At 74.2% G+C, this 23812-nt stretch carries 18 protein-coding genes; 10 read left to right on the forward strand and 8 right to left on the reverse strand.

Annotation, left to right across the window (positions count from 1 at the left end; translation table 11 throughout):
- Window positions 1-17 precede the first annotated feature (17 nt).
- The 7 genes from HOY81_RS06530 (at window position 18) to HOY81_RS06560 (ending at window position 10167) form a co-directional block, all read left to right on the forward strand.
- Window positions 18-938 carry a carbohydrate ABC transporter permease gene (locus HOY81_RS06530; RefSeq protein ID WP_237319181.1) on the forward strand — a complete coding sequence of 307 codons (921 nt, stop codon included), beginning with the start codon at window positions 18-20 and terminating at the stop codon, window positions 936-938.
- Between the two features lie 268 nt (window positions 939-1206).
- Window positions 1207-2415: an ROK family transcriptional regulator gene (locus HOY81_RS06535; protein ID WP_237319183.1), complete on the forward strand. Its 1209-nt coding sequence runs from the start codon at window positions 1207-1209 to the stop codon at window positions 2413-2415.
- A gap of 175 nt (window positions 2416-2590) precedes the next feature.
- Entirely contained in the window at window positions 2591-3685 is a 1095-nt protein-coding gene (locus HOY81_RS06540) for a sugar ABC transporter substrate-binding protein (protein ID WP_237319185.1), read from the forward strand.
- Between the two features lie 174 nt (window positions 3686-3859).
- A complete protein-coding gene (locus HOY81_RS06545; RefSeq protein ID WP_237319208.1) occupies window positions 3860-4624 on the forward strand; it encodes an ATP-binding cassette domain-containing protein in 765 nt (254 codons plus the stop codon).
- Entirely contained in the window at window positions 4621-5931 is a 1311-nt protein-coding gene (locus HOY81_RS06550; RefSeq protein WP_237319187.1) for a sugar ABC transporter permease, read from the forward strand. The genes HOY81_RS06545 and HOY81_RS06550 overlap by 4 nt, the downstream gene beginning before the upstream one ends.
- A gap of 262 nt (window positions 5932-6193) precedes the next feature.
- The gene (dxs, locus tag HOY81_RS06555) at window positions 6194-8110 is read left to right on the forward strand and encodes a 1-deoxy-D-xylulose-5-phosphate synthase (protein ID WP_237319189.1); all 1917 of its coding nucleotides are present in this window, start codon (window positions 6194-6196) and stop codon (window positions 8108-8110) included.
- A gap of 530 nt (window positions 8111-8640) precedes the next feature.
- Window positions 8641-10167 carry a glycosyltransferase family 39 protein gene (locus tag HOY81_RS06560; protein WP_237319192.1) on the forward strand — a complete coding sequence of 509 codons (1527 nt, stop codon included), beginning with the start codon at window positions 8641-8643 and terminating at the stop codon, window positions 10165-10167.
- A 21-nt stretch (window positions 10168-10188) separates the two neighbouring features.
- On the opposite strand, the gene HOY81_RS06565 is transcribed toward HOY81_RS06560, so the two are convergent.
- The 6 genes from HOY81_RS06565 to HOY81_RS06590 form a co-directional block, all read right to left on the reverse strand.
- Window positions 10189-10572: an NTP pyrophosphohydrolase gene (locus tag HOY81_RS06565; RefSeq protein WP_237319193.1), complete on the reverse strand. Its 384-nt coding sequence runs from the start codon at window positions 10570-10572 to the stop codon at window positions 10189-10191.
- A gap of 73 nt (window positions 10573-10645) precedes the next feature.
- Window positions 10646-12799, reverse strand: a complete 2154-nt coding sequence (locus HOY81_RS06570; protein WP_237319194.1) for a 3-hydroxyacyl-CoA dehydrogenase NAD-binding domain-containing protein — start codon at window positions 12797-12799, stop codon at window positions 10646-10648.
- On the reverse strand, window positions 12796-14010 hold the full coding sequence (locus HOY81_RS06575; protein WP_237319195.1) for an acetyl-CoA C-acyltransferase: 1215 nt from the start codon (window positions 14008-14010) through the stop codon (window positions 12796-12798). Before HOY81_RS06575 ends, HOY81_RS06570 begins: the two co-directional genes overlap by 4 nt.
- Window positions 14011-14415: 405 nt before the next feature.
- Window positions 14416-15687, reverse strand: coding sequence for a ribonuclease D (locus tag HOY81_RS06580; RefSeq protein ID WP_237319196.1), 1272 nt, complete (start codon window positions 15685-15687; stop codon window positions 14416-14418).
- Between the two features lie 106 nt (window positions 15688-15793).
- Window positions 15794-16471, reverse strand: a complete 678-nt coding sequence (locus tag HOY81_RS06585; protein ID WP_237319197.1) for a response regulator transcription factor — start codon at window positions 16469-16471, stop codon at window positions 15794-15796.
- Window positions 16472-16820: 349 nt separating this feature from the next.
- Window positions 16821-17507, reverse strand: coding sequence for a DUF3000 domain-containing protein (locus tag HOY81_RS06590; protein ID WP_237319198.1), 687 nt, complete (start codon window positions 17505-17507; stop codon window positions 16821-16823).
- Window positions 17508-17586: 79 nt separating this feature from the next.
- On the opposite strand from HOY81_RS06590, the gene hemE reads away from it, so the two are divergent.
- Complete coding sequence (gene hemE, locus HOY81_RS06595; RefSeq protein WP_237319199.1) at window positions 17587-18651, forward strand: uroporphyrinogen decarboxylase; 1065 nt, start codon at window positions 17587-17589, stop codon at window positions 18649-18651.
- Between the two features lie 276 nt (window positions 18652-18927).
- Here the strand turns inward: hemE and HOY81_RS06600 are convergent, their stop codons facing one another.
- Window positions 18928-19992, reverse strand: coding sequence for a DUF4349 domain-containing protein (locus HOY81_RS06600; RefSeq protein WP_237319200.1), 1065 nt, complete (start codon window positions 19990-19992; stop codon window positions 18928-18930).
- 133 nt (window positions 19993-20125) lie between these two features.
- On the opposite strand from HOY81_RS06600, the gene hemG reads away from it, so the two are divergent.
- Window positions 20126-21547 (forward strand): protoporphyrinogen oxidase, encoded by a 1422-nt coding sequence (hemG, locus tag HOY81_RS06605; protein ID WP_237319201.1) that lies wholly within the window; start codon window positions 20126-20128, stop codon window positions 21545-21547.
- Window positions 21548-21551: 4 nt separating this feature from the next.
- Window positions 21552-22277: a hydrogen peroxide-dependent heme synthase gene (gene hemQ / locus HOY81_RS06610; RefSeq protein ID WP_237319202.1), complete on the forward strand. Its 726-nt coding sequence runs from the start codon at window positions 21552-21554 to the stop codon at window positions 22275-22277.
- Here the strand turns inward: hemQ and HOY81_RS06615 are convergent.
- A partial coding sequence (locus HOY81_RS06615) for an alpha/beta hydrolase (protein ID WP_272892440.1) occupies window positions 22226-23812 on the reverse strand: 1587 nt, incomplete at its 5' end. The genes hemQ and HOY81_RS06615 overlap by 52 nt on opposite strands.

Consider the following 23812-nt stretch of genomic DNA (forward strand, 5'->3'; position numbering starts at 1 on the left):
ACCGGGGAGACACGACGATGACCACCGCACAGCCGACCGACGCACCGGACGCCGCCGCGGCCGGCCGCCGGGACGACGCCCCGCCGCCCGCCACCGCCGCCCGGCGGAAGAAGGAGGGCACCGGCTTCAACGTCTTCTCGCACGGCTTCCTGGTCCTGTGGGCCGTGATGGCGGCAGGGCCGCTGCTCTGGGCGCTGATGAGCTCCTTCAAGACCTCCGCGGAGATCCTGAAGAGTCCCTGGTCGCTCCCGGACTCGCTGCACTGGCAGAACTGGACGGAGGCCTGGTCGACGGCGCACATCGGGCAGTACACGATGAACTCGGCGATCATCGTGGCCTGCACCGTCACCGGCACCATGCTCTTCGGCTCGATGGCCGCCTATGTGCTGGCCCGGTTCTCCTTCCCCGGCAACCGGCTGCTCTACTTCCTCTTCATCGGGGGCATGACCTTCCCGGTCTTCATGGCGCTGGTGCCGCTGTTCTTCGTGATGCAGAACTTCGGCATCCTCAACACCCGGCTCGGGCTGATCCTGGTCTACATCGCCTATTCGATGCCGTTCACGGTCTTCTTCATGACCGCGTTCTTCCGGACGCTGCCCAGCTCCATCGCGGAGGCCGCGGAGATCGACGGCGCCTCCCAGACCCGGACGTTCTTCCAGGTCATGCTGCCGATGGCCAAGCCGGGCCTGATCAGCATCGGGATCTTCAACTTCCTGGGGCAGTGGAACCAGTACGTGCTGCCCTTCGTGCTCAACACCGACGAGGACCAGTGGGTGCTGCCGCAGGGCATCGCCGCCCTCGCCGCCCAGCAGGGGTACGACGGCGACTGGGGCGCCCTCTTCGCCGGGCTCACCCTGGCCACCCTGCCCATCCTGACCTTCTACATCCTCTTCCAGCGCCAGGTGCAGGCCGGCATGACCGCCGGCGCGCTGAAGTAGCACCCGGGCCCCCGGCCCGGACCGCGGACCCGCCCCGGCAGCCCGGGGCGGGTCCGCGCGCATGCCGTCCGGACGGTCCGTGACCCGCTGCTCACGCCCGTACGATGGCTCACATCTGAGCGATGTCTCCGCTCAAGGTCTTGACGGAACAGAACCGCTGGGGCTCTGCTTAGAGTTCATATGTTGGAAGCAGGGCCGTACCCCGCTGTTGTGGTGCGGCAGACGGGCCGGTGGTCGTGCCGCCCGTCGAGGCGGGAGTGGATCACACGTGGAGACTCCGGGGTCGCAGTCCTCGCTGCACCGGGCCAACCTGGAACGCGTCGTCCGTGCCGTGCGGATGGCGGGCTCGCTCACGCAGGCGGAGATCGCCCGGTCCACCGGGCTGTCCGCGGCCACGGTCTCCAACATCGTCCGGGAGCTGAAGGACGGCGGCACCGTCCAGGTCACGCCCACCTCCGCGGGAGGCCGGCGGGCCCGCAGCGTGTCGCTCGCGGACGACGCGGGCACCGTGGTCGGGGTCGACTTCGGCCACTCGCACCTGCGGGTGGCGGTCGGGAACCTGGCGCACCAGGTGCTCGCCGAGGAGGCCGAGCCCATCGATGTGGACGCCTCCGCCGCGGAGGGTTTCGACCGGGCGGAGCGGCTGGTGAAGAGGCTGCTGGACGCCACCGGCATCCCGCGGGAGAAGGTCATCGGCGTCGGCCTCGGCGTCCCGGGCCCGATCGACGTGGAGACCGGTGCACTGGGCTCCACGGCCATCCTGCCGGGCTGGGGCGGCACCCGCCCCCGGGAGGAGGTCGCCGACCGGCTCGGCGTGCCCGTGCACGTGGACAACGACGCCAACCTGGGCGCGCTCGGCGAGCAGGTCTGGGGCAGCGGGCGCGGGGCCCGCGACCTCGCGTACATCAAGATCGCCAGCGGTGTCGGCGCCGGCCTGGTGATCAGCGGGCAGATCTACCGGGGACCCGGCGGCACCGCGGGGGAGATCGGCCACATCACGCTGGACGAGTCCGGGCCGGTGTGCCGCTGCGGCAACCGCGGCTGCCTGGAGACCTTCACCGCCGCCCGCTACGTGCTGCCGCTGCTGCACTCCAGCCACGGGCCCGGGGTCACCATGCCGGAGGTGGTCCGGCTCGCCCGGGACGGCGATCCCGGCTGCCGCCGGGTGGTCGCGGACATCGGGCGGCACATCGGCAGCGGCGTGGCCAGCCTCTGCAACCTGCTCAACCCGAGCCGGGTGATCCTCGGCGGCGACCTGGCCGAGGCCGGCGATCTGGTGCTGGACCCGGTGCGGGACTCCGTGGCCCGCTACGCCATTCCCAGCGCCGCTCGCCAGCTCACCGTGGTACCGGGCACCCTGGGAGGGCGTGCGGAGGTCCTGGGGGCCCTGGCGCTGGTCCTCAGCGAGATGGGGGACGCCACCCTGCTGGACTCCTCGGCACCGGCCGTACCGGCCGGTGCGGCCGCCCCGGTCTGAGAGCGCTCTGAGACGGCGCGGCAACGCTCGGTGGCGGCGATGCCTTCACAGACATAACGCATGGCATCGTTGCCGTCTCGTTAAGGATTAACTTCTTGACGATGTCCGGAGCTGGGAGTTGACTGCCTGCCACCTCGGCCGCAGCGACGCGGCCTCGTCAGGGAGGTTCAAACTTATGAAGGCAATGACGCGCCGCGTCGTCATCGGAACGGCCGCGATCGCCATGTCCGTCTCGCTCGCCGCATGCGGCGAGGCGGGCAGTGGCAACGAGGACAGCGGGGGCAGCGACAACAAGATGATCGGCCTGCTGCTGCCGGAGAACAAGACGACCCGTTACGAGGCCTTCGACCGGCCCCTGATCACCAAGAAGATCAAGGAGCTGTGCTCGGAGTGCGAGGTGAAGTACAACAACGCCTCGCAGGACACCCAGCAGCAGAAGAAGCAGTTCGACGCGCTGATCAACCAGGGTGTGAAGGTGATCATCCTGGACGCCGTCGACGCCACGGCGACCCGCTCCTGGGTCGACCGCGCCGCCAAGGACGGGGTCAAGGTCGTCGCCTACGACCGCCTCGCCGAGGGTGACATCTCCGGTTACGTCAGCTACGACAACGAGAAGGTCGGCGAGCTCCAGGGCAAGGGCATGGTGCAGGCCCTCGGGGACGACGCCAAGGACTCCCGCGTCGTGATGATCAACGGCTCGCCCACCGACCCGAACGCCGCGCTCTTCAAGAAGGGCGCGCACTCCGTCCTCGACGAGCAGGTCGGCGAGATCGTCTACGAGAGCGACATCCCGGACTGGTCGCCGGACGAGGCCAACAAGAAGATGGCCGCCGCGATCACCTCGCTCGGCAAGGACGGCTTCGACGCGGTCTACTCCGCCAACGACGGCATGGCCGGCGGCATCATCACCGCCCTGCAGAAGGCCGGGATCAAGGACGTCCCGGTGGGCGGCCAGGACGCCGAGCTCGCCGGGCTGCAGCGCATCGTGCGGGGCACCCAGAGCTTCACGATCTACAAGGCGATCAAGCCGGAGGCCGACACCGCCGCCTCCATGGCCGTCTCCCTGCTCAACGGCGAGAGCGTCGAGGAGCACACCGACACCACGGTCGACAGCAAGAGCAAGAAGGGCATCCCCTCGAAGCTCTACAGCGCCGAGATCGTGACCAAGGACAACATCAAGGACACGGTCATCAAGGACGGCGTGTACGAGGTCGGCGAGATCTGCACCTCGCGGTTCGCCAAGGCCTGCGCCGAGGCCGGACTGAAGTGACCCGCCGCCCGCCCCCGGCCCGGAGCCGGGGGCGGGTTCTGCGGTGCGCCCGGGGCGCGCCGCCTCGTACATCCCACCCCCCTGGGGGCTTCTCGCGTCGGTACCCCCGGTACCACTGCGTACCGGCGGGACGCCCCCGCACAGATCGGAGTAGGCCCAGTGCCGAACGAACCCGTGCTCGCGCTGCGCGGCGTCTCCAAGCGGTTCGGTGCCGTCCAAGCGCTCACCGAAGTGGACCTGGAGGTCCGGCCCGGTGAAGTGGTCGCCCTCGTCGGCGACAACGGCGCCGGGAAGTCCACCCTCGTCAAGACGATCGCGGGCGTGCACCCCATCGACGAGGGCACCATCGAGTGGCAGGGCAGGCCGGTGCAGATCAACCGGCCGCACGACGCCCAGGATCTCGGCATCGCCACCGTCTACCAGGACCTCGCACTCTGCGACAACCTCGACGTGGTGGCCAACCTCTTCCTCGGCAGCGAGGTCCGCCACGCCACCGTCCTCGACGAGGTGGCGATGGAGAAGCGTGCCATGGAGCTGCTGAGCACGCTCGCCATCCGCATCCCCAGCGTCCGCATCCCGGTCGCCTCGCTCTCCGGCGGTCAGCGGCAGGTCGTCGCCATCGCCCGCGCGCTGATCGGCGACCCCCGGGTCGTGATCCTGGACGAGCCCACCGCCGCGCTCGGCGTCGAGCAGACCGCCCAGGTGCTCGACCTCGTCGAACGTCTGCGGGAGCGCGGTCTCGGCACCATCCTCATCAGCCACAACATGGCCGACGTCAAGGCCGTCGCCGACCGCGTCGCGGTGCTCCGGCTGGGCCGGAACAACGGCATCTTCTCCGTACGCGACACCACGAACGAAGAGATCATCGCCGCGATCACCGGCGCCACGGACAACGCCGTGACCCGCCGCCAGGCGCGCAGGACGGAGACGTCGTCATGAGTGACCTGAAGAAGGACGCCCCCGCCCGCGGGCGGCACGCACAGCAGCCCGGCAACGGTGGCAACGGCGACACCCCGGGCGGCGCCGTCGACCCGCGGCTGCTGGTCCGGCAGGAGGGCCTGCACGGCTACCTGACCGAGTTCAAGCGCAAGGTGCGCGGTGGCGAACTGGGCTCGCTGCCCGTGGTCATCGGCCTGATCGCCATCGCCGTCATCTTCCAGTCGCTGAACGACAGCTTCCTCTCGGCCGGCAGCCTGAGCAACATCAGCGTCTACACCTCCGGCCTGGGCATCATGGCGATCGGCATCGTCTTCGTGCTGCTCCTCGGCGAGATCGACCTCTCGGTCGGCTCGGTCGCCGGTGTCGGCGCGGCCATCTGGGCGGTGCTGGAGGTGACGCACGGCCTGAACGACTGGCTCTCGGTCGTGATGGCGCTCGCCGTCGGCGGTCTCATCGGGCTGACGCACGGCTTCTTCTTCGCCAAGGTGGGCGTCCCCGCCTTCGTCGTCACCCTGGCCGGCTTCCTGGGCTGGAGCGGCCTGCAGATCTGGCTGATGGGCGACGAGGGCAGCCTCAACACGCCCGCCGGCAGCATCGTCTCGGAGATCACCGGCTACTACTTCTCCGACAAGGCCGCGGCGTACGCGGTGGCGACGCTGGCCGTGACCGGGTACCTCGCCTCGCTGCTCATGGACACCAAGCGCCGCCGCAGCGCCGGGCTGCCGTTCCGCCCGACCAGCGAGATCGTGCTGCGCACCGTGGTGATCGGGGTGATCGCCTTCGTGGTGGCCTACGTGCTGAACGAGCCGCCGGGCGCCCGCGGCCTGCCCCTGGCCCTGGTGATCTTCCTGGGCGTGCTCTTCCTCGCCGACTTCGTCTCCCGTCGCACCACCTACGGCCGGCAGATCTTCGCCGTCGGCGGCAACGCGGAGGCGGCCAGGCGGGCCGGCATCAACGTCGAGAAGATCCGCATCACGGTGTTCGGCATCGCCGGCATGCTGGCGGCCTTCGGCGGTCTCTTCATCGCGAGCCAGCAGGGCACCGCGACCAAGGACCTCGGTGCGGGCAACACGCTGATGAACGTGATCGCCGCGGCCGTCATCGGCGGCACCAGCCTCTTCGGCGGCCGGGGCAAGATCCTCTCCGCGCTGCTGGGCGCGCTGGTGATCATGTCCATCCAGCAGGGCCTGAACCTGATGGGCATGGCGAGCGAGATCCAGTTCATGATCACCGGCGCGGTGCTGCTGGCGGCGGTCGTGATCGACTCGATCTCCCGGAAGACCCAGAAGACCGCGGGCCGCACCTAGCGACCCGCGGGGGCGGCACCGCGGGTCGCCGTGCCCGGCGCCGCCCCCGGCGCGCGGGCGCCGGCTCGCGCGTACGATCGCGCCTCTCGGGTACCTGTGCCCGGCGCCACCGTGGCGCCGGGCACAGGTGTGTCCGGAGTCACGCCCGTGCCGCCGAACGGGTGAGCGAGAGGAGACCCTTCGGCGACCCGGGCGGCACCGGGAACATTAGACTCGTCGGATCGGCACCGATCAGGCTCAGCCCGACAGCAAGGAGGCAAGGGTGGCCCTGCTGACCCGCATCACGGGACCGCGCGATCTGGACCGGCTCACCCCCGAGGAGCTCGACCAGCTCGCCGCGGAGATCCGGAGCTTCCTCATCGAGTCGGTCGCCAGGACCGGTGGTCACCTCGGTCCCAACCTCGGCGTGGTGGAGCTCACCATCGCGCTGCACCGCGTCTTCGACTCGCCGCGGGACAAGGTGCTCTTCGACACGGGCCACCAGTGCTACGTCCACAAGATGCTGACCGGCCGTCAGGACTTCTCCCGGCTGCGCGCCAAGGGCGGCCTCTCCGGCTATCCCTCCCGCGCCGAGTCCGAACACGACGTCATCGAGAACTCGCACGCCTCCACCGTGCTGGGCTGGGCCGACGGCCTCGCCAAGGCCAACCAGATCCGCGGCACCGGCCACCACGTCGCCGCCGTCATCGGCGACGGCGCGCTCACCGGCGGCATGGCCTGGGAGGCGCTGAACAACATCGCCGCCGCCAAGGACCGTCCGCTGGTCATCATCGTCAACGACAACGAGCGCTCCTACGCGCCCACCATCGGCGGCCTCGCCGACCACCTGGCCACCCTGCGCACCACCGACGGCTACGAGCGGTTCCTGGCCCGCGGCAAGGACGTCCTCAACCGCACCCCGGTGGTCGGCAAGCCGGTCTACGACGCGCTGCACGGCGCCAAGAAGGGCCTGAAGGACCTGGTCGCGCCGCAGGGGATGTTCGAGGACCTGGGCCTGAAGTACGTGGGCCCGATCGACGGCCACGACATCGAGGCGGTGGAGTCCGCGCTCCAGCGGGCCAAACGCTTCGGCGGCCCGGTCATCGTGCACTGCCTCACCGAGAAGGGCCGCGGCTACCAGCCGGCCCGGCAGGACGAGGCCGACCAGTTCCACGCGGTGGGCGTGATCCACCCCGACACCGGGCTGCCGGTGAAGTCCTCCGGCGCCGACTGGACGTCCGTCTTCTCCGAGGAGATGGTGCGGATCGGGCGCGAACGGGAGGACGTGGTCGCCCTCACCGCGGCCATGATGCGGCCGACCGGCCTGCACCGCTTCGCCGAGGCCTTCCCCGAGCGGGTGTTCGACGTCGGCATCGCCGAGCAGCACGCGGCCGTCTCCGCCGCCGGACTGGCGACCGGCGGCCTGCACCCGGTCTTCGCCGTCTACGCCACCTTCCTCAACCGCGCCTTCGACCAGGTGCTGATGGACGTCGCGCTGCACCGCTGCGGTGTCACCTTCGTGCTGGACCGCGCCGGGATCACCGGCTCGGACGGTGCCTCGCACAACGGCATGTGGGACATGTCCATCCTCCAGGTCGTCCCCGGGCTGCGACTCGCCGCGCCGCGCGACGCCGACCAGCTCCGCGCCCAGCTCCGGGAGGCGCTGGACGTGGACGACGCGCCGACCGTGGTGCGGTACTCGAAGGGCGCCGTGGGCCCCGCCGTGCCGGCGGTCGGCACCGTCGGCGGGATGGACGTGCTGCGCGAGCCCGCCGGGCAGGACCGCCCGGACGTGCTGCTGGTCTCCGTCGGCGCGCTGGCCCCGATGTGCCTGGAGGTCGCCGCCCTGCTGGACAAACAGGGCATCTCCACCACCGTGGTGGACCCGCGCTGGGTCAAGCCGGTCGACGAGGCGCTGGCGCCGCTCGCCGAGCGGCACCGGGTGGTGGTCACGGTGGAGGACAACAGCCGGGCGGGCGGCGTCGGTTCGGCCGTCGCTCAGGCCCTGCGGGGCGCCGGGGTGGACGTCCCGCTGCGGGACTTCGGCATCCCGGAGCGCTTCCTGGACCACGCCTCCCGGCAGGAGGTGCTGACCGAGGTCGGCCTCACCGCACCGGACATCGCCCGCCAGGTGACCGGGCTGGTCGCCCGCCTGACCGGCCGGATCGACGAGGAGGCGGCCGAAGTCGCCCGCGACTGAGGGGGGTGCTGCCGCGGCCGGCAGATGACAGCCGCGGCCCGTGGTCGCCGGCGGGGTCCGTGCGGCGGTGCCCGCCGTCCGCGCGGCGGGCCCGTCCCCACGACGTGCGCACGCCGGGCGCGGGCCGCGGCGTTGTGCACGCGGCGGCGGCCGTGCTGCGGTGCGCGGGCGGCGACGGCCGGACGGTGCGCGGCCGGTTGTGCGGCGACGGCAGCGGAACGGTGCGCGGGCGGCGGCGGTAGTGGTGCGGTGCGCGGCCGGGTGTGCGGTGGCGGTACGGACTGCGGTGTGTGCGCGGCCGGTTGTGCGGTGGCGGCAGCGTGAACGCTGCGCGGGCGGCGACGGCCGGACGAAGTCCGGCCGGGCGTGCGGCAGTGGCAGCGGTGCGGTGCTCGGGATGCCGGACGCGCCGGCCGTCCGTGGCCGGCAGGGCGGCGGCACACCGTGCGTCCGGCGCCCGCGGCCCGGCGTGCCGCCGCGGGGTGGGACCTTGGCCCGTGCGGCCCTGGTCCGGCCGATAGGTTGGGCCCATGCCGCCGTCCGCTGAGCCGCCGCGTGCCCGCCCCGCCGCCGCACCGCCCCGGCCGGCGGCGGGCGTACGGCGGGCGGTGCGCCCGGTGGCCGGCGGCTCCCCGGCCGACGCCGCCCGGACGCCGCACTACTGGCGGTGGCTGCTGCCCGTTCTGGTGGTGCTCGCCACGCTCACCCGGCTCCCCTCCTTCACCCGCTCCCTCTGGAACCCCGACGAGGGCTTCCTGGCCACCCAGGCACGCCAACTGGCCGAAGGGGGAGTGCTCTACGACACCGTCGTGGACCGCAAGCCGCCGCTGCTGCCCTGGCTGTACCAGGGTGCGTTCGCGCTCTTCGGCGACGAGTCGCTGTGGCCGCTGAAGGCGGCCGCGGTCGCCGCGACGGTCGCCACCGCGCTGCTGCTGGCCTCGTTCGCCCGGCGCCGGTGGGGCGACGGGGCCGGGTGGACGGCGGGCGTGCTGGTCGTGCTGCTCTCGGTGGGGCTGAACCCGGAGGACACCCAGGCGGCCACCTTCGAGGTCTTCATGCTGCCGTGGACGGCGGCCGCGGTGTGGTGTGCGGACCGCCGCCGCTGGGCGTGGGCGGGCCTGGCGGTGGCGCTGGCGGCGCTCACCAAGCAGACCGGCGGCGCCGTGCTGGTACCGGTGCTCTTCCTGCTGTTCCGCAGCCGGGCCGGGGGGTTCGCGCTGCTGCGGCTGCTGGCCGCGTACGCGCTGCCGATCGGTGCCGTGGCCCTGGCCCTCGAGCCCGGCCGGTTCTGCTACTGGATCGCCACCGGCTCCGGCTCCTACGCCTCGGTGGCGGGCGCCGAACTCCTCGCCGCGGCCCGGGCGGCGGGCAGCACGGCCATCCTGACGGTGGCCGCCGCGCCGCTGCTGGTGGCCCTGGTGCACGTCACCCGGCGGCTGCGCCGCCCGCTCCGGGCGACGGACGTCTGGGTGTGGCTGGGTTCCTCCGGGCTGGCCGTGGCGGTGGGCTTCCAGTTCTACGGGCACTACTTCCTGCAACTCGTCCCGCCCCTGGCGCTGCTGGGCACCGCCGCCCTGACCCGGCTGCCCCCGCGCCCCGCGACGGCGGCCCTCGGGGGGACCGCACTGCTCTGCGCCGGGTTCGTGACCTGGGGGCTCACCGCCGAACGCCCGGAGCTGGAGCACGCCCGCAAGGTCTCCGCGGCGCTCAAGCGGTACACCGGGCCGGAGGACCGGGTGCTGGTCTGGGGCATGCACCCGGAGGACTACTGGCTGGCCGACCGGGAACCCGCCTCCCGCTACCTGACCGCGGGCTTCCTGACCAACTACAGCGGCGGCCGCGGCGGCGTACGGACCGGGCAGCGGCACGCCATGCCCGGCGCCTGGTACCACTTCCGCCGCGACCTCGCCGCCTCGGAGCCGGAGATCGTCGTCGACGACTCGCGCGGCAAGCCCTACCGCCCGGAGCGCGTCCCGGCCCTGCGCCGGTACCTCACCGGTCACTACGAGCGGGCCGGCACCGTGGACGGCGCGGTCTTCTGGGTGCGCCGCGACTGAACGGTCCCGCGCGTACGGCCGTCAGCCGCCCGCCTCCGGTCGGACCGCCCGCGGCCCCGTCACCTCGGCGCCCAGCGCCCGTACCCGCTGCCGCAGGCCCCGGTCCGCGGTCACCACCACACAGGGCCGTCCGGTCGCCTCCTCGGCCACCAGCCGGACGATGCGGTCGTCGCCGCTGCCCGGCGCCGCGAGCGTACGGACCCCGGGGACCCCCGGCAGCGTACGGGCGGCGCCCTCCACGACCAGCACCACCTCGACCGGGCCGGGGTGTTCCGGCAGGCCGCTCTCCGCGTACGGCACCAGGCTGTCCCGCAGCCGTTCCGCGGCGCCCAGCCGGTCCCGCCACCAGCCGTCCGGCACCGAGCCGATGACGTTGGCCGCGTCCACGACGAGGAGCGTTCTCATACCGGAAGCCTCCCATGCGGAAGGGGGGTGCGCCTCCCTTGAAGCGCACCCCCCTCCCCGGTCGGGATCGTCCCTACGCCGGGATGCTCGCCACACCCGGCTCCAGGAACCGCTTGCCCGTGGCCCGCTCGCTCACGCCCTCCCGGTCCAGGTACGGCGTGACGCCGCCCAGGTGGAAGGGCCAGCCGGCGCCGGTGATCAGGCACAGGTCGACGTCCTGCGCCTCGGCGACCACGCCCTCGTCCAGCATCAGCCGGATCTCCTGGGCGATGGCGTCCAGCGCCCGGTCGCGCACCTGCTCCTCGGTGAGGACGGTGTCGCCCACCTGGAAGAGCGCGGCCACCTCCGGGTCGAGTTCCGGCTTGCCGGAGTCGTAGGTGTACAGGTTGCGCTTGCCCGCCTCCACGACGCGGCCCAGGTTCTCCGAGACGGCGAACCGGTCGGGGAAGGCCCGGTGCAGGGTGCCGGCCACGTGGTGCGCCACGGCGGGGCCGACCAGCTCCAGGAGCTGGATGGGCGACATCGGCAGGCCCAGCGGCGCCAGCGCGCGGTCCGCCACGTCCACCGGGGTGCCCTCGTCGATGGAGCGGAGCACCTCGCCCAGGAAGCGGGTGAGCACCCGGTTCACCACGAACGCCGGTGCGTCCTTGACCAGCACCGCGGTCTTCTTGAGCTGCTTGGCGACCGAGAAGGCGGTGGCCAGCGAGGCGTCGTCGGTCTGCTCGCCGCGCACGATCTCCAGCAGCGGCAGTACCGCCACCGGGTTGAAGAAGTGGAAGCCGACGACCCGCTCGGGGTGCTTCAGCCGCTCGGCCATCTCGCTGACGGAGAGCGAGGAGGTGTTGGTGGCCAGGATGGCGTGCTCCGGCACGACCGCCTCGACCTCGGCGAACACCTGCTGCTTGACGCCCATCTCCTCGAAGACGGCCTCGATGACGAAGTCCGCGTCCGCGAAGGCGGTGGACTTGTCCAGGGAGCCGGTGACCAGGGCCTTGAGGCGGTTCGCCGTGTCCTGGCCGATCCGCCCCTTGAGCAGCAGCTTGTCGATCTCCTCGTGGACGTAGCCGACGCCCTTGTCGACCCGCTCCTGGTCGATGTCGGTCAGCACGACCGGCACCTGGAGGCGGCGGGCGAAGAGCAGCGCGAGCTGGCCGGCCATCAGGCCGGCGCCGACCACGCCGACCTTGGTGACCGGCCGTGCCAGGGACTTGTCCGGGGCGCCCGCCGGCCGCTTGGCGCGCTTCTGCACCAGGTTGAAGGCGTAGATGCCGCTGCGCAGCTCGCCGCCCATGATGAGGTCGGCCAGCGCCTCGTCCTCCGCCTCGAACGCGGCCCGCAGGTCACCGTTCTTGGCGGCCGCCATGATGTCCAGGGCGCGGTAGGCGGCAGGGGCGGCGCCGTGCACCTTGCTGTCGGCGATCGCACGGCCGCGCTCGACGGCCTGGTCCCAGGTCTCGTCCCGGTCGATCTCCGGGCGCACCACGTCGATCTCGCCGCGCAGCACCGCGGCGGTCCACTGCAGGGACTGCTCCAGGAAGTCGGCGCCCTCGAAGAGCGCGTCGGCGATCCCCAGCTCGTGCACCTGCGGGCCCTTGAGCTGCTTGTTCTGGTTGAGCGAGTTCTCGATGACCACGCTCACCGCACGGTCCGGGCCGATGAGGTTCGGCAGCAGCGCACAGCCGCCCCAGCCCGGGACCAGGCCGAGGAAGACCTCGGGCAGCGAGAAGGCCGGCACCGCCGAGGAGACGGTGCGGTAGGTGCAGTGCAGCCCGACCTCGACGCCGCCGCCCATGGCCGCGCCGTTGTAGTAGGCGAAGGTGGGCACGGGCAGGTCGGCGAGGCGGGTGAAGACGGCGTGGCCGCCGCGCCCGATGGCCAGTCCCTCCTCGCGGCGCCGGATCTGCTCGACGCCCTTGAGATCGGCGCCCACGGCGAAGATGAAGGGCTTGCCGGTGATCCCGACGCCGACGATCTCGCCGGCCTTGGCCTCCCGCTCGACCTGGTCGATGGCGGCGTCCAGTTCGGCCAGGGACTGCGGCCCGAAGGTGGTCGGCTTGGTGTGGTCGAAGCCGTTGTCCAGGGTGATCAGCGCGAACCGGCCGCCCGCGGCGGAGGTGTCCTGGAACCAGCGCCCGGGAAGTTCGAGGTGGCGTACGTGCGCCTGGGTCACCACCTCGTCGGGAAAGATCTCGGCGGCGCCCTTGAGAAGCTCGGCGGTCGTGCTCACTTGCCCTCCCAGTGGGGGTTCTCCCAGATGACAGTGCCCCCCATGCCGAACCCGACACACATGGTGGTCAGGCCGTAGCGGACGTGGGGCTGGTCCTCGAACTGCCGTGCGAGCTGCGTCATCAGCCGCACCCCGGAGGAGGCCAGGGGGTGGCCGAAGGCGATCGCGCCGCCGTACTGGTTGACGCGCGGGTCGTCGTCGGCGATGCCGTAGTGGTCCAGCAGCGCCAGCACCTGCACGGCGAAGGCCTCGTTGATCTCGAAGAGACCGATGTCCTCGATGCCCAGGCCGGCCTTCTTCAGCGCCTTCTCGGTGGCCGGCACCGGGCCGACGCCCATCACCTCCGGCTCCACGCCGGCGAAGGCGTAGCTGACCAGGCGCATCCGCACCGGCAGGCCCAGCTCCCGCGCGGTGTCCTCGGCGGCGATGACGGAGGCGGTGGCGCCGTCGTTCAGGCCCGCGGCGTTGCCCGGCGTGACCCGGCCGTGGGTGCGGAAGGGGGTCTTCAGGCCCGCCAGGTTCTCCAGCGTGGTGCCGGGCCGCATCGGCTCGTCGGCGGTGGCCAGGCCCCAGCCGGTCTCCCCGCCCTCCTCGGAGGTGCGGCGGACGGAGACGGGCACCAGGTCCTGCTGGATCTTGCCGTCGGCGTAGGCCTTGGCGGCCTTCTCCTGGCTGCGCACCGCGAACTCGTCGGCGCGCTGCCGGGTCAGGTGCGGGAAGCGGTCGTGCAGGTTCTCCGCGGTCATGCCCATGAACATCGCGGACTCGTCGACCAGCTTCTCCGAGACGAAGCGCGGGTTCGGGTCGACGCCCTCGCCCATGGGGTGCCGGCCCATGTGCTCGACGCCGCCGGCGACGACCACGTCGTACGCGCCGAAGGAGAGCGAGCCGGCGGTGGTGGTGACGGCGGTCATCGCGCCCGCGCACATGCGGTCGATGGCGTAGCCGGGCACCGTCTTCGGGAGCCCGGCGAGGATCCCGGCGGTGCGGCCGATGGTCAGGCCCTGGTCGCCGATCTGGGTGGTCGCGGCGATGGCGACCTCGTCGACCCGCTCCGGCGGCAGATCGGGGTTGCGGCGCAGCAGTTCCCGGATGCACTTGACGACCATGTCGTCCGCGCGGGTCTCGTGGTAGATGCCCTTGGGGCCCGCCTTGCCGAACGGGGTTCGGACGCCGTCGACGAAGACGACGTCCCTAGCGGTACGAGGCACGTTGGCTCTCCTCCAGGGTGCGGTGGTGACGCCGTACGGCGCGCTTCCCGGCACCATGCTACTGCCCGGTAACTCCGTGGCAAGGTCCGCCCTCGGCGAGGGGCGGATGTCACACGAGGACGTCCCGCCGTACGGGTTCCGGGGCGGCCGGTGCGCGCTTCCGGGGTACTTCCCCGGAGGGTTCCCCGGGGGCGGGGCCGCATGCCCGGGCGCGGGGCGCGCCGGCCACCCGGGCGGCGTACGAGCGGAAGGGGCCGCACGAGGTGTGGTGGTCCGGCGGGTGTCCCCGCGCCGGGACGTAAGACCCGCGGGGAGAGAGTGCGGGCTCCGCACGCCCGGCGCCGGGGCCGCGCCGGTGGCCCGGCGCCGGGCCGGCCGCAGCCCGCCCTCCGGGATGCGGTGCGGCTACTCCTCGGGCGGGGTGGCGGCGAGCGCCACGGTGAGCAGCGCGGCCGTCTGCCCGACCTGCCACTCCCGCGCGCCGTGGCCGCGCAGCGCCGTGGCGACCGCGGCCTCGGTCACCTCCGCCGGCGGCTCCCAGCACACCCGGCGCACCGTGTCCGGGGCCAGCAGGTTCTCCTGCGGCAGGTTCAGCTCCTCCGCCCGCGCGGTGACCGCCGCGCGGGCGGCGGCCAGCCGGGCCGCCGCGACCGGGTCCTTGTCGGCCCAGGCGCGGGGCGGCGGCGGGCCGGTCACCTGCTGGGTCTGCTGCGGCAGCTCGCCGTCGGGCAGCGCCCGGGCCCGGTCCACCGCCGCCTGCCAGTGCTCGAGCTGGCGCCGGCCCGTACGGTTGCCGAAGCCGGGCAGGGCGGCCAGTGCCCGGGCGGAGTCCGGCAGGGCCAGCGCGGCCTCGACGATCGCGGCGTCCGCCAGCACCTTCCCGGGCGAGACGTCGCGCTGCTGCGCCACCCGGTCGCGGGCGGTCCACAGCTCCCGTACCACCGCCATCTGTCGCCGCCGCCGCACCTTGTGCATGCCCGAGGTGCGCCGCCAGGGGTCCTTGCGCGGCGGCGGGGGCGGCGCCGCGGCGATCGCGGCGAACTCCTGGAGCGCCCAGTCCAGCTTGCCCTGTCTCCGCAGCTCCTCCTCCAGCGCGTCGCGCAGGTCGACCAGGAGTTCCACGTCCAGCGCCGCGTACCGCAGCCAGGGCTCGGGCAGCGGCCGGGTGGACCAGTCGACGGCGGAGTGCCCCTTCTCCAGGGCGTAGCCCAGCACCCGCTCCACCATGGGCCCCAGCCCGACCCGGGAGAAGCCCGCGAGCCGGCCGGCCAGCTCGGTGTCGAAGAGGCGGACGGGGATCATGCCTATCTCGCGCAGGCACGGCAGGTCCTGACTGGCCGCGTGCAGCACCCACTCGGCGTCGGCGAGCGCCGCGCCGAGGGCGGAGAGGTCCGGGCAGCCGACCGGGTCCACCAGGGCGCTGCCCGCGCCCGCGCGGCGGAGCTGGACCAGGTAGGCCCGCTGCCCGTAGCGGTAGCCGGAGGCGCGCTCGGCGTCCACCGCGACCGGGCCGGTGCCGGCGGCGAAGGCGTCGACGACCCGGGCCAGCTCCGCGGGCGACGAGGTCACGGCCGGGATGCCCTCGCGCGGCTCCAGGAGCGGGACCGGCGCCGGAGGAGAGTCCCCCGAGGGGGCCTGAGCTGCGGGTGCTGATGCGGTCTCTTGGGCGTCGGTCACCCGTCAAGGGTAGCTGTGTGCACGCGGAGGGAGGCGCCCGCCGACGCAAGGTGACCTCGGCGGGCGCCTCCCGGGCCCGGTCGGCGGCCGCTGCGGGCCGCCGTGCTCAGTGGATGATGCCGGTGCGCAGTGCCACCGCCACCATCCCGGCGCGGTCGCCGGTGCCGAGCTTCCGCGCGATGCGTGCCAGGTGACTCTTGACGGTGAGCGCCGACAGCCCCATCGACACGCCGATCGCCTTGTTCGACTGGCCCTCCGCCACCAGCCGCAGCACCTCCACCTCCCGCCCGGAGAGCTCTCGCCGCCCGCCCGGGTGGCCGGGGCCGCCGGGCCCGGCGCCGGGGCGGCGGTGCAGCCGTGCCGCGCCGGCCGCACCGATCTGCGCGGCGCCCGGCCGGGTGTGCATGCCGCCGAGGTTGGTGCGGGTGCCGGTGACGACATAGCCTTTGACGCCCCCGGCCAGGGCGTTGCGCACGGCGCCGATGTCGTCGGCGGCCGAGAGCGCCAGCCCGTTCGGCCAGCCCGCGGCGCGGGTCTCGGAGAGCAGGCTGAGCCCGGAGCCGTCGGGCAGGTGCACGTCGGCCACGCAGATGTCGCGCGGGCTGGTGATCCGTGGGCGGGCCTCCGCGATCGACGACGCCTCGATCACGTCCCGTACGCCGAGTGCCCAGAGGTGGCGGGTCACGGTGGAACGGACTCGGGGGTCGGCCACGACGACCATGGCCGTCGGCTTGTTCGGGCGGTAGGCGACCAGGCTTGTGGGGTGCTCGAGGAGAACGGACACCGGGCCTCCTGGGGGAGTGGCTGGGTCGGTGCCGGCTCGCGACGGGCCCTGGGGAGGGGGACGAGCCGGGACGTTCCCTGATGGAAGGGTCACAGACTCCTTCGGCAGGGCAGAGGTCCGGCTTTAGAGAATGATCACGAATCAGTGATGACAAAAGGTGCAATTCGGACAGTCGCTCGACGGAGTCCTGCCGGGCGTCCGGACGGCGTTCACCCTGGTGGGGCCCTGGTGAGACAGAGGGGCACAGGCGGGGCGCGGGCGTGCCCTGACAGGGCCATGGTGGGCCCTCGGGGAGCCCCCACGGCGCCCTGGCGGTCCGGGGCCGTCCCGGTGGCGCGGCCCGTCCCGGTCAGAGCGGTTGCGGCCCCCGGCGCTGCGGCAGCGGCACCACCGGCGCCCCGTCCCCGCCGCCCGGCGGCAGCCCCGCGCACTGGCACAACAGCTCGCACCAGGCCCGCAGATGACCAGCCACGTCCGGTACGCCCGCCGCATCCGGTACGCCCGCCGCTTCCGGCGCCCCGCCGACCGGAGCCGGCGTCCAGCTCGCCCGGATCTCCAGCTCCGCCTGGGGGGCGCGTTCCGCCAGCCCGCCGAAGAAGTACGAGCCGGACCGGGTCACCGTCCCGCTCGGCGCTCCGTACTCCAGCCCGCACGCCTCCAGCGCGCCGGTCAGCCACGACCAGGTGACCTCCGGCAGCAGCGGGTCCGCCGCCATCTCCGGCTCCAGCTCGGTACGGCCCAGCGTCACCACCCGGAACCTGCCCTCCCAGGCGTCCTGCCCGGCCGGGTCGTGCAGCAGCACGAACCGGCCGTCCGCGAGTTCCTCGCCCCCGTGCTCCACCCGCGCCTCCAGCGCATGGGCGAAGGGGGCGAGCCGTCTGGGCGCGGGGAGCGGGCCGAAGCCGACCTCGGGCCGGTGCGGCGCCACCTCCAGCGCCGCCACGGCCTGCCGGAACGCCGCCGGGACATCGTCTCCCGCCGTCGGGTCCTCCGCGTCGCCGGAGCCCCCCGCCGTCTGTGTTCGAGCCGCTGCCATGGGCCGAAGAGTAGGCGTCCGGCGGCCCCCGCGCCGGTAGGGACACGAGCGCCTGCCGCGCGCATGCGAGACTTCCGGTGTGAGTGCTGACGACCGCCCCACGGGCCCGCCGACCGCCACCCGGGACTCCGCCTTCCTCCGGGCCTGCCGCCGCGAACCGGTGCCGCACACGCCGGTCTGGTTCATGCGCCAGGCGGGCCGTTCCCTGCCCGAGTACCGCAGGGTCCGCGCGGGCATCCCGATGCTCGACTCGTGCATGCGGCCGGACCTGGTCACCGAGATCACGCTGCAGCCGGTACGCCGCCACCGGGTGGACGCGGCCATCTACTTCAGCGACATCGTGGTGCCGCTCAAGGCGATCGGGGTGGACCTGGACATCAAGCCGGGCGTGGGGCCCGTCGTGCAGCAGCCGGTGCGCACCCGCGCCGACCTGGAGCGGCTGCGCCCGCTGGAGCCGGACGACGTCGGCTATGTCGCCGAGGCCGTCGGCATGCTCACCGCCGAGCTCGGCGCCACCCCGCTCATCGGCTTCGCCGGCGCCCCCTTCACCCTCGCCAGCTACCTCGTCGAGGGCGGCCCGTCGCGCAACCACGAGCACACCAAGGCGCTGATGTACGGCGACCCCCCGCTCTGGGCGGACCTGCTGGACCGTCTCGCGGACATCACCGCGGCCTTCCTGCGGGTGCAGATCGAGGCCGGCGCCTCCGCCGTGCAGCTCTTCGACTCCTGGGCCGGGGCGCTGCGTCCCGAGGACTACCGGCACTCCGTGCTGCCCGCCTCCGCCAAGGTCTTCCGCGCGGTCGCCGGGTACGGCGTGCCGCGCATCCACTTCGGGGTGGGCACCGGCGAGCTGCTGGGCCTGATGGGCGAGGCCGGCGCGGACGTGGTCGGCGCCGACTGGCGGGTACGGCTGGACGAGGCCGCCCGGCGCGTCGGCCCGGGCAAGGCCGTGCAGGGCAACCTCGACCCGGCCGTGCTGTTCGCGCCCCGGGAGGCGGTGGCCGCCCAGGCGGACGAGGTGCTCCAGGCCGCGCGCGGCGTGGAGGGGCACATCTTCAACCTCGGGCACGGGGTGCTGCCGGAGACCGACCCGGACGCCCTCACCCGCCTGGTCGCCCACGTCCACGAGCGCACCGCCCGCTGAGCGGACTCCCGCACGGCGGGAGCCCGTCGTGCGGCTCCACCGGAGCGGCGCGTGCGGCCGCGCAGGGCCCACCGGGTGGCCCCGACGGCGCATCCTGCGCCCGTGCCGCGCCCGGACACCCGGGGGCTGCTCGTCCGGCCGGGGCGAGGAACCCCGCCCGGCGCCTGTTGCCCGGGACGACCGGCGCCCCGGGCCCGGCGTCCCCGGCGGGCCCGGCTCCCGCGGAAGGCCGGCCCGGAGCCGCCGCCGCTCGCGCCGGGGCCTGCGGGCCGCAGCTCAGGGGCGTGCGGGCGCCGCCGCGGACCCGCCGTCCCCGGACCCGCCGTCCCCGTCCCCGCCGTCCCCGTCCCCGGTGCCCGCCGGCACCGGCCCGGAGGACCCCAGAGGCGCCGGTGCCGTGACGGGCGCCGGCGGTACCGCACCCCGCGGCCGGAACCGGCCGCCCAGCAGCCGCCAGCCCAGTGCGAGCAGCGCCAGCGCGGCGGCGAACGGCAGCGCCGCCCCCAGCACGATCACTATCCAGCGCAGCGTCGCCACGAAGGCGTCCCACCCGCCGGCCAGCGCGTCCCCGACGGTCGTCCCCTCGTCCTTCCCGGCGGGAGCCGCCTCCGGCTCGCGCAGCACCAGCGTCACCGTCGCCATCCCGGTGCGCTCCTCCAGCGACTTCAGACGCGCCTGGAGCGACTCCAGCTCCGCCTGACGGGTGCTCAGTTCCGACTCCAGGGTGACCACGTCGCTCAGCTCGGAGGCGCGGTCCATCAGCTCCCGCACCCGCGCCACGCTGGCCTGCTGCGTCTTGATGCGGCTCTCCACATCGACGACCTGGTCGGTGACGTCCTTCGCCGTCTCCTTCCGCTCCACCTGCTCGCCGAGCCCCGACAGCTCCGTGAGCACGTCCCGGTACTCCCCGGGCGGCACCCGCAGTGTCATCCGGGACCGGTCGTGGCCCTCGGCGTCCCGGTCCGTCGACTCGTCACCGACATAGCCCCCGGCCGCCTCCGCCGCCGTACGGGCCTCCTCCAGGGCGCCCGGCACGTCCCCGGTCTCGATCGTCAGCGAGGCGGTCCGCACGATGCTGCTCCGCACCGGGTCCGGGGCCTCCGCGGGCCGCTGCCCGGCGGCGTCGGCCGGCGCGTCCTGCGCGGCCCCCCGCTCGGCCGCCGCCGGCGGTCCCTCCTGCCGTCCCTCCCGGGCGTCCGTGACCGCCTTCCGGTCGGCGGCCTGCGAGACGGCGCCGTCGCCGCTCCCCGCGTCGCTGCAGCCCGTGAGCGCCGCGCAACCCGCGAGCAGCGCCGCGGCCCCCGCGACCGCCGGTCGCCGGAATCCTCTGCCGTGCCTCATCTGTCCCCCAACTCTGGTGTGTGTGCGCCGTTTCGACGGGGCCGGGCGGCTCCGGGTTGCCGGTTCCGGGTTGCGGACCGGTCACGGTCCGGCCTCGGCCGGGGCACCGCTCGGAGTCTGCGAGAGTGGAGGCATGCGCGTGCTCGTGATCGGCGGCGGGATCTCCGGGCTCGCCGCGGCGCACCGGCTGCTGGCCGGGGGCGCTTCGGTGACCCTGCTGGAGGCGTCCGAGCGGTTCGGCGGCAAGCTGCTGCCGGGAGAGCTGGCCGGCGCCGCCGTGGACCTCGGCGCCGAGTCGATGCTGGCGCGCCGCCCGGAGGCCGTGGAGCTGGCCCGGGCCGTGGGCCTCTCCGGCGCGCTGGAGCCGCCCACCACCGCCCGGGCGGCGATCTGGACCCGGGACGCCCTGCGCCCCATGCCCACCGGCCATGTGATGGGCGTGCCGGGCGACCCGGAGGCGGTCGCGGACGTCGTCTCGCCGGAGGGCCTGGCCCGTATCGCCGAGGACGCCACGTTGCCGCGCACGCCGGTCGGCGAGGACGTGGCGATCGGCGCGTACGTCGCCGCCCGGCTCGGGCCCGAGGTCGTCGACCGGCTGGTCGAGCCGCTGCTCGGCGGCGTCTACGCGGGCGACGCGCACCGGATCTCGATGCGGGCGGCGGTGCCGCAGCTCTACGAGGCGGCGCGCGCGGAGCCCTCCCTGCTGGCCGCGGTGCGCCGCCTCCGGGAGCGCGGCGCGCAGGGCGGCGCACCAGCCGGACCGGTCTTCACGGGGATCGCCGGCGGCGTCGGGCGGCTGCCCGGGGCCGTCGCGGAGGCCTGCCGGGCGGCCGGGGCGGTGCTGCGCACCGGCACCGCCGTCCGCGCGCTGCACCGGACCCCGGCGGCCGCACCCGTGGAGCCCGCGCCGCGCTGGCGGGCCGAGCTGGAGGACGGCGGGACGCTCACCGCCGACGGCGTGGTGCTGGCCGTGCCCGCGCCCGCGGCCGCCCGGCTGCTCGCCGCCGAGGCGCCCGCGGCCGCCGCCGAGCTGGACACGGTGGAGTACGCCTCGATGGCACTGATCACCCTGGCCTTCCGGCGCGCGGACCTGGCCACCGTGCCGGGCGGCAGCGGATTCCTGGTGCCGCCCTCGGAGGGCCGTGCGATCAAGGCCGCCACCTTCTCGGCGAACAAGTGGGCCTGGACGGCCGCGCAGAACCCGGAGCTGTTCCTGCTGCGCACCTCGGTCGGCCGGTACGGCGAGGAGGAGCGGCTCGACCACGACGACGCGGACCTCGTCGCCGCCTCCCGGGCCGACCTCTCCGACGCTGCCGGTCTCACCGCCCGGCCGGTGGCCTCGGTGGTCACCCGCTGGCGCGGCGGGCTGCCGCAGTACCCCGTCGGCCACCTGGAGCGGGTCGCCCGCATCCGTCGCGACCTGGCGGCCCTGCCCGGGCTGGCCGTGTGCGGCGCCGCGTACGACGGGGTGGGCATCCCCGCCTGCATCGCCGGTGCACGCCGGGCCGCGGAGGAGACCCTGCTGACCGGCGCCGCGGCGGGCGCGCGAGAATAGCCCCATGAGTGCTGCACCGGACCGCGCCCCGAACGCCGGAAACAGGGGAAAGAAGGCCAAGGACCTCAACGAGGTCATCCGCTACACCCTCTGGTCGGTCTTCCGGCTCCGCGACGTACTCCCCGCGGACCGCGCCGGGTACGCCGACGAGGTCGAGGAGCTCTTCGCGCAGCTCGCCGCCGGGGACGTGACGGTCCGCGGCACCTACGACGTGTCCGGGCTGCGGGCCGACGCCGACCTGATGATCTGGTGGCACGCGGAGACCGCGGACGCCCTCCAGGCGGCGTACAACCGCTTCCGCCGCACCCGGCTGGGCCGCGCGCTGGACCCCGTCTGGTCGAACATGGCGCTGCACCGCCCCGCCGAGTTCAACAAGGCGCACATCCCGGCCTTCCTGGCCGACGAGGAGCCGCGCGCCTACGTGTGCGTCTACCCCTTCGTGCGCAGCTACGACTGGTACCTGCTGCCCGACGACGAGCGCCGCCGGATGCTCGCCGAGCACGGCAAGATGGCCCGCGGCTACCCGGACGTGCGCGCCAACACCGTGGCCTCCTTCGCCCTCGGCGACTACGAGTGGCTGCTCGCCTTCGAGGCCGACGAGCTCCACCGGATCGTCGACCTGATGCGGCACCTGCGGGGCTCGGAGGCCCGGATGCACGTCCGCGAGGAGGTGCCCTTCTACACCGGGCGCAGGAAGCCCGTCGCCGAGCTGGTCGCCGGCCTGGCCTGAGCGGCAGCCCCCGCGGCCCCGGCCGCCCGGCCGGCGTCCCGCCCGCGGTACACCGGCTCGGGCGCCGGCCGCGGGGCGCAGCCGGTGCGCCGCGCCGGCACCTCACCGGTGAGCAGGTAACGCTCCAGGTGCCGGTTCACGCAGGCGTTGGCCCCGCCGGCGAGCCCGTGCGTACCGGCGCCCCGCTCGGTCACCAGCGCGGAGCCCGGCAGCCGCCGCTGCGTCTCCAGCGCCCCCGGATACGGCGTGGCCGCGTCCCGGGTGGCGGCGAGCAGCAGCACCGGGGGCAGGGCGCCGGGTGCGGTGCCGACGTCCACCGGGCGGGCGTGCGGGCCGTGCCAGTAGGCGCAGGGCAGGTTCATCCGGGCGTTCTCCCAGGTGTTGAACGGGGCGCCCCGGTGCAGCAGCGTGTTGTCCCGGTCCCACACCGCCCAGTTCCGCGGCCACGGCGCGTCCGCGCACTCCACGGCGTTGTAGACGGCGTTGCCGTTCTCCGCCGCCTTCGCGCCGGCCAGACCGGGCGCCGCCGCGTCGATCAGCGGCCGCCGGTGGCCCCTGCGGTACTCGGCCAGCGCGGACGCCGCGGGCGCCCAGGCGGAGTCCGCGTAGCCGACGTCGAGGAAGCTCGAAAGCAGCTCCCGGGAGCCGGTGCCGCGGTCGTCCCGGTCCCGGTCCACCGCGTCCCGGACCGCGTCGAACGCCGCCTGCACCTCGCGCGGGGTGCCGCCCAGCCCGTACACCGCGTCGTGCCGGGCCACCCAGCGCTTCCAGTCCTCCCAGCGGCGCTGGAAGCCGGTGTTCTGGTCCAGGTTGGCCTGGTACCAGATCTTGCCCGGGTCCGGGTTCACCATGCTGTCCAGCACCAGCCGCCGGACGTGGCCCGGGAAGAGGGTGGCGTAGACGGAGCCGAGGTAGCTCCCGTACGACACGCCCAGGAAGCTGATCCGCGGCCGGCCGAGCGCGGCCCGGAGCACGTCCAGGTCGCGCGCGTTGTCCGCGGTGGTGAAGTGGGCCAGCCGGTCGCCCTGATCCCGGGCGCAGCCGCGGGCGTAGGCGGCGGCCTCCCGCCGCATCCGGGCCTTGTCGGCCGCCGAGGGAGCGCGCGGCGCGCGGTGCGGCCCCGCGAGGAACTCCCGCGGGTCCTGGCAGGAGACCGGGGCCGAGGGGCCCACCCCGCGCGGGGCGTAGCCGACCAGGTCGTAGCTCTCCTGCAGCCGCTTCCAGATGCCGCCCAGCCGGGTGCCGTAGAGGGCGAAACTCAGGCCGTCGCCACCCGGCCCGCCGGGGTTGTAGAGCAGCGGACCCTGGTGGCGCTTCCGGTCCCCGGTGGCGCGGGAGCGGCTCACGGCCAGCCGGATCTGCTCGCCGTGCGGCCGTGCGTAGTCGACCGGGACCCGCACGGTGCCGCACCGCACCCGCCGGGTGGCCGCGGCCGGCAGCTCCGCTTCCCGGCAGGCCCGCCAGTCGATGCCGGCGCGGGCGGCCGCGGCCGCGGCCACCCGGACCCCGTGCGCCGCCGCGGGCCCGCCGGGCGC

Origin of the sequence: Streptomyces sp. JJ36 (genome assembly GCF_021696945.1) — a bacterium.
In the GTDB taxonomy this organism is placed as follows: Bacteria; Actinomycetota; Actinomycetes; order Streptomycetales; family Streptomycetaceae; genus Streptomyces.

Bases quoted from the DNA above. Each gene is read 5' to 3' on its own strand.
- HOY81_RS06530 (WP_237319181.1), top strand. From the start codon at position 18: ATGACCACCGCACAGCCGACCGACGCACCGGACGCCGCCGCGGCCGGC.
- HOY81_RS06540 (WP_237319185.1), top strand. From the start codon at position 2,591: ATGAAGGCAATGACGCGCCGCGTCGTCATCGGAACGGCCGCGATCGCC.
- HOY81_RS06550 (WP_237319187.1), top strand. From the start codon at position 4,621: ATGAGTGACCTGAAGAAGGACGCCCCCGCCCGCGGGCGGCACGCACAG.
- HOY81_RS06560 (WP_237319192.1), top strand. From the start codon at position 8,641: ATGCCGCCGTCCGCTGAGCCGCCGCGTGCCCGCCCCGCCGCCGCACCG.
- HOY81_RS06565 (WP_237319193.1), bottom strand. From the start codon at position 10,572: ATGAGAACGCTCCTCGTCGTGGACGCGGCCAACGTCATCGGCTCGGTG.
- HOY81_RS06590 (WP_237319198.1), bottom strand. From the start codon at position 17,507: ATGGCAGCGGCTCGAACACAGACGGCGGGGGGCTCCGGCGACGCGGAG.
- HOY81_RS06600 (WP_237319200.1), bottom strand. From the start codon at position 19,992: ATGAGGCACGGCAGAGGATTCCGGCGACCGGCGGTCGCGGGGGCCGCG.
- hemG (WP_237319201.1), top strand. From the start codon at position 20,126: ATGCGCGTGCTCGTGATCGGCGGCGGGATCTCCGGGCTCGCCGCGGCG.
- hemQ (WP_237319202.1), top strand. From the start codon at position 21,552: ATGAGTGCTGCACCGGACCGCGCCCCGAACGCCGGAAACAGGGGAAAG.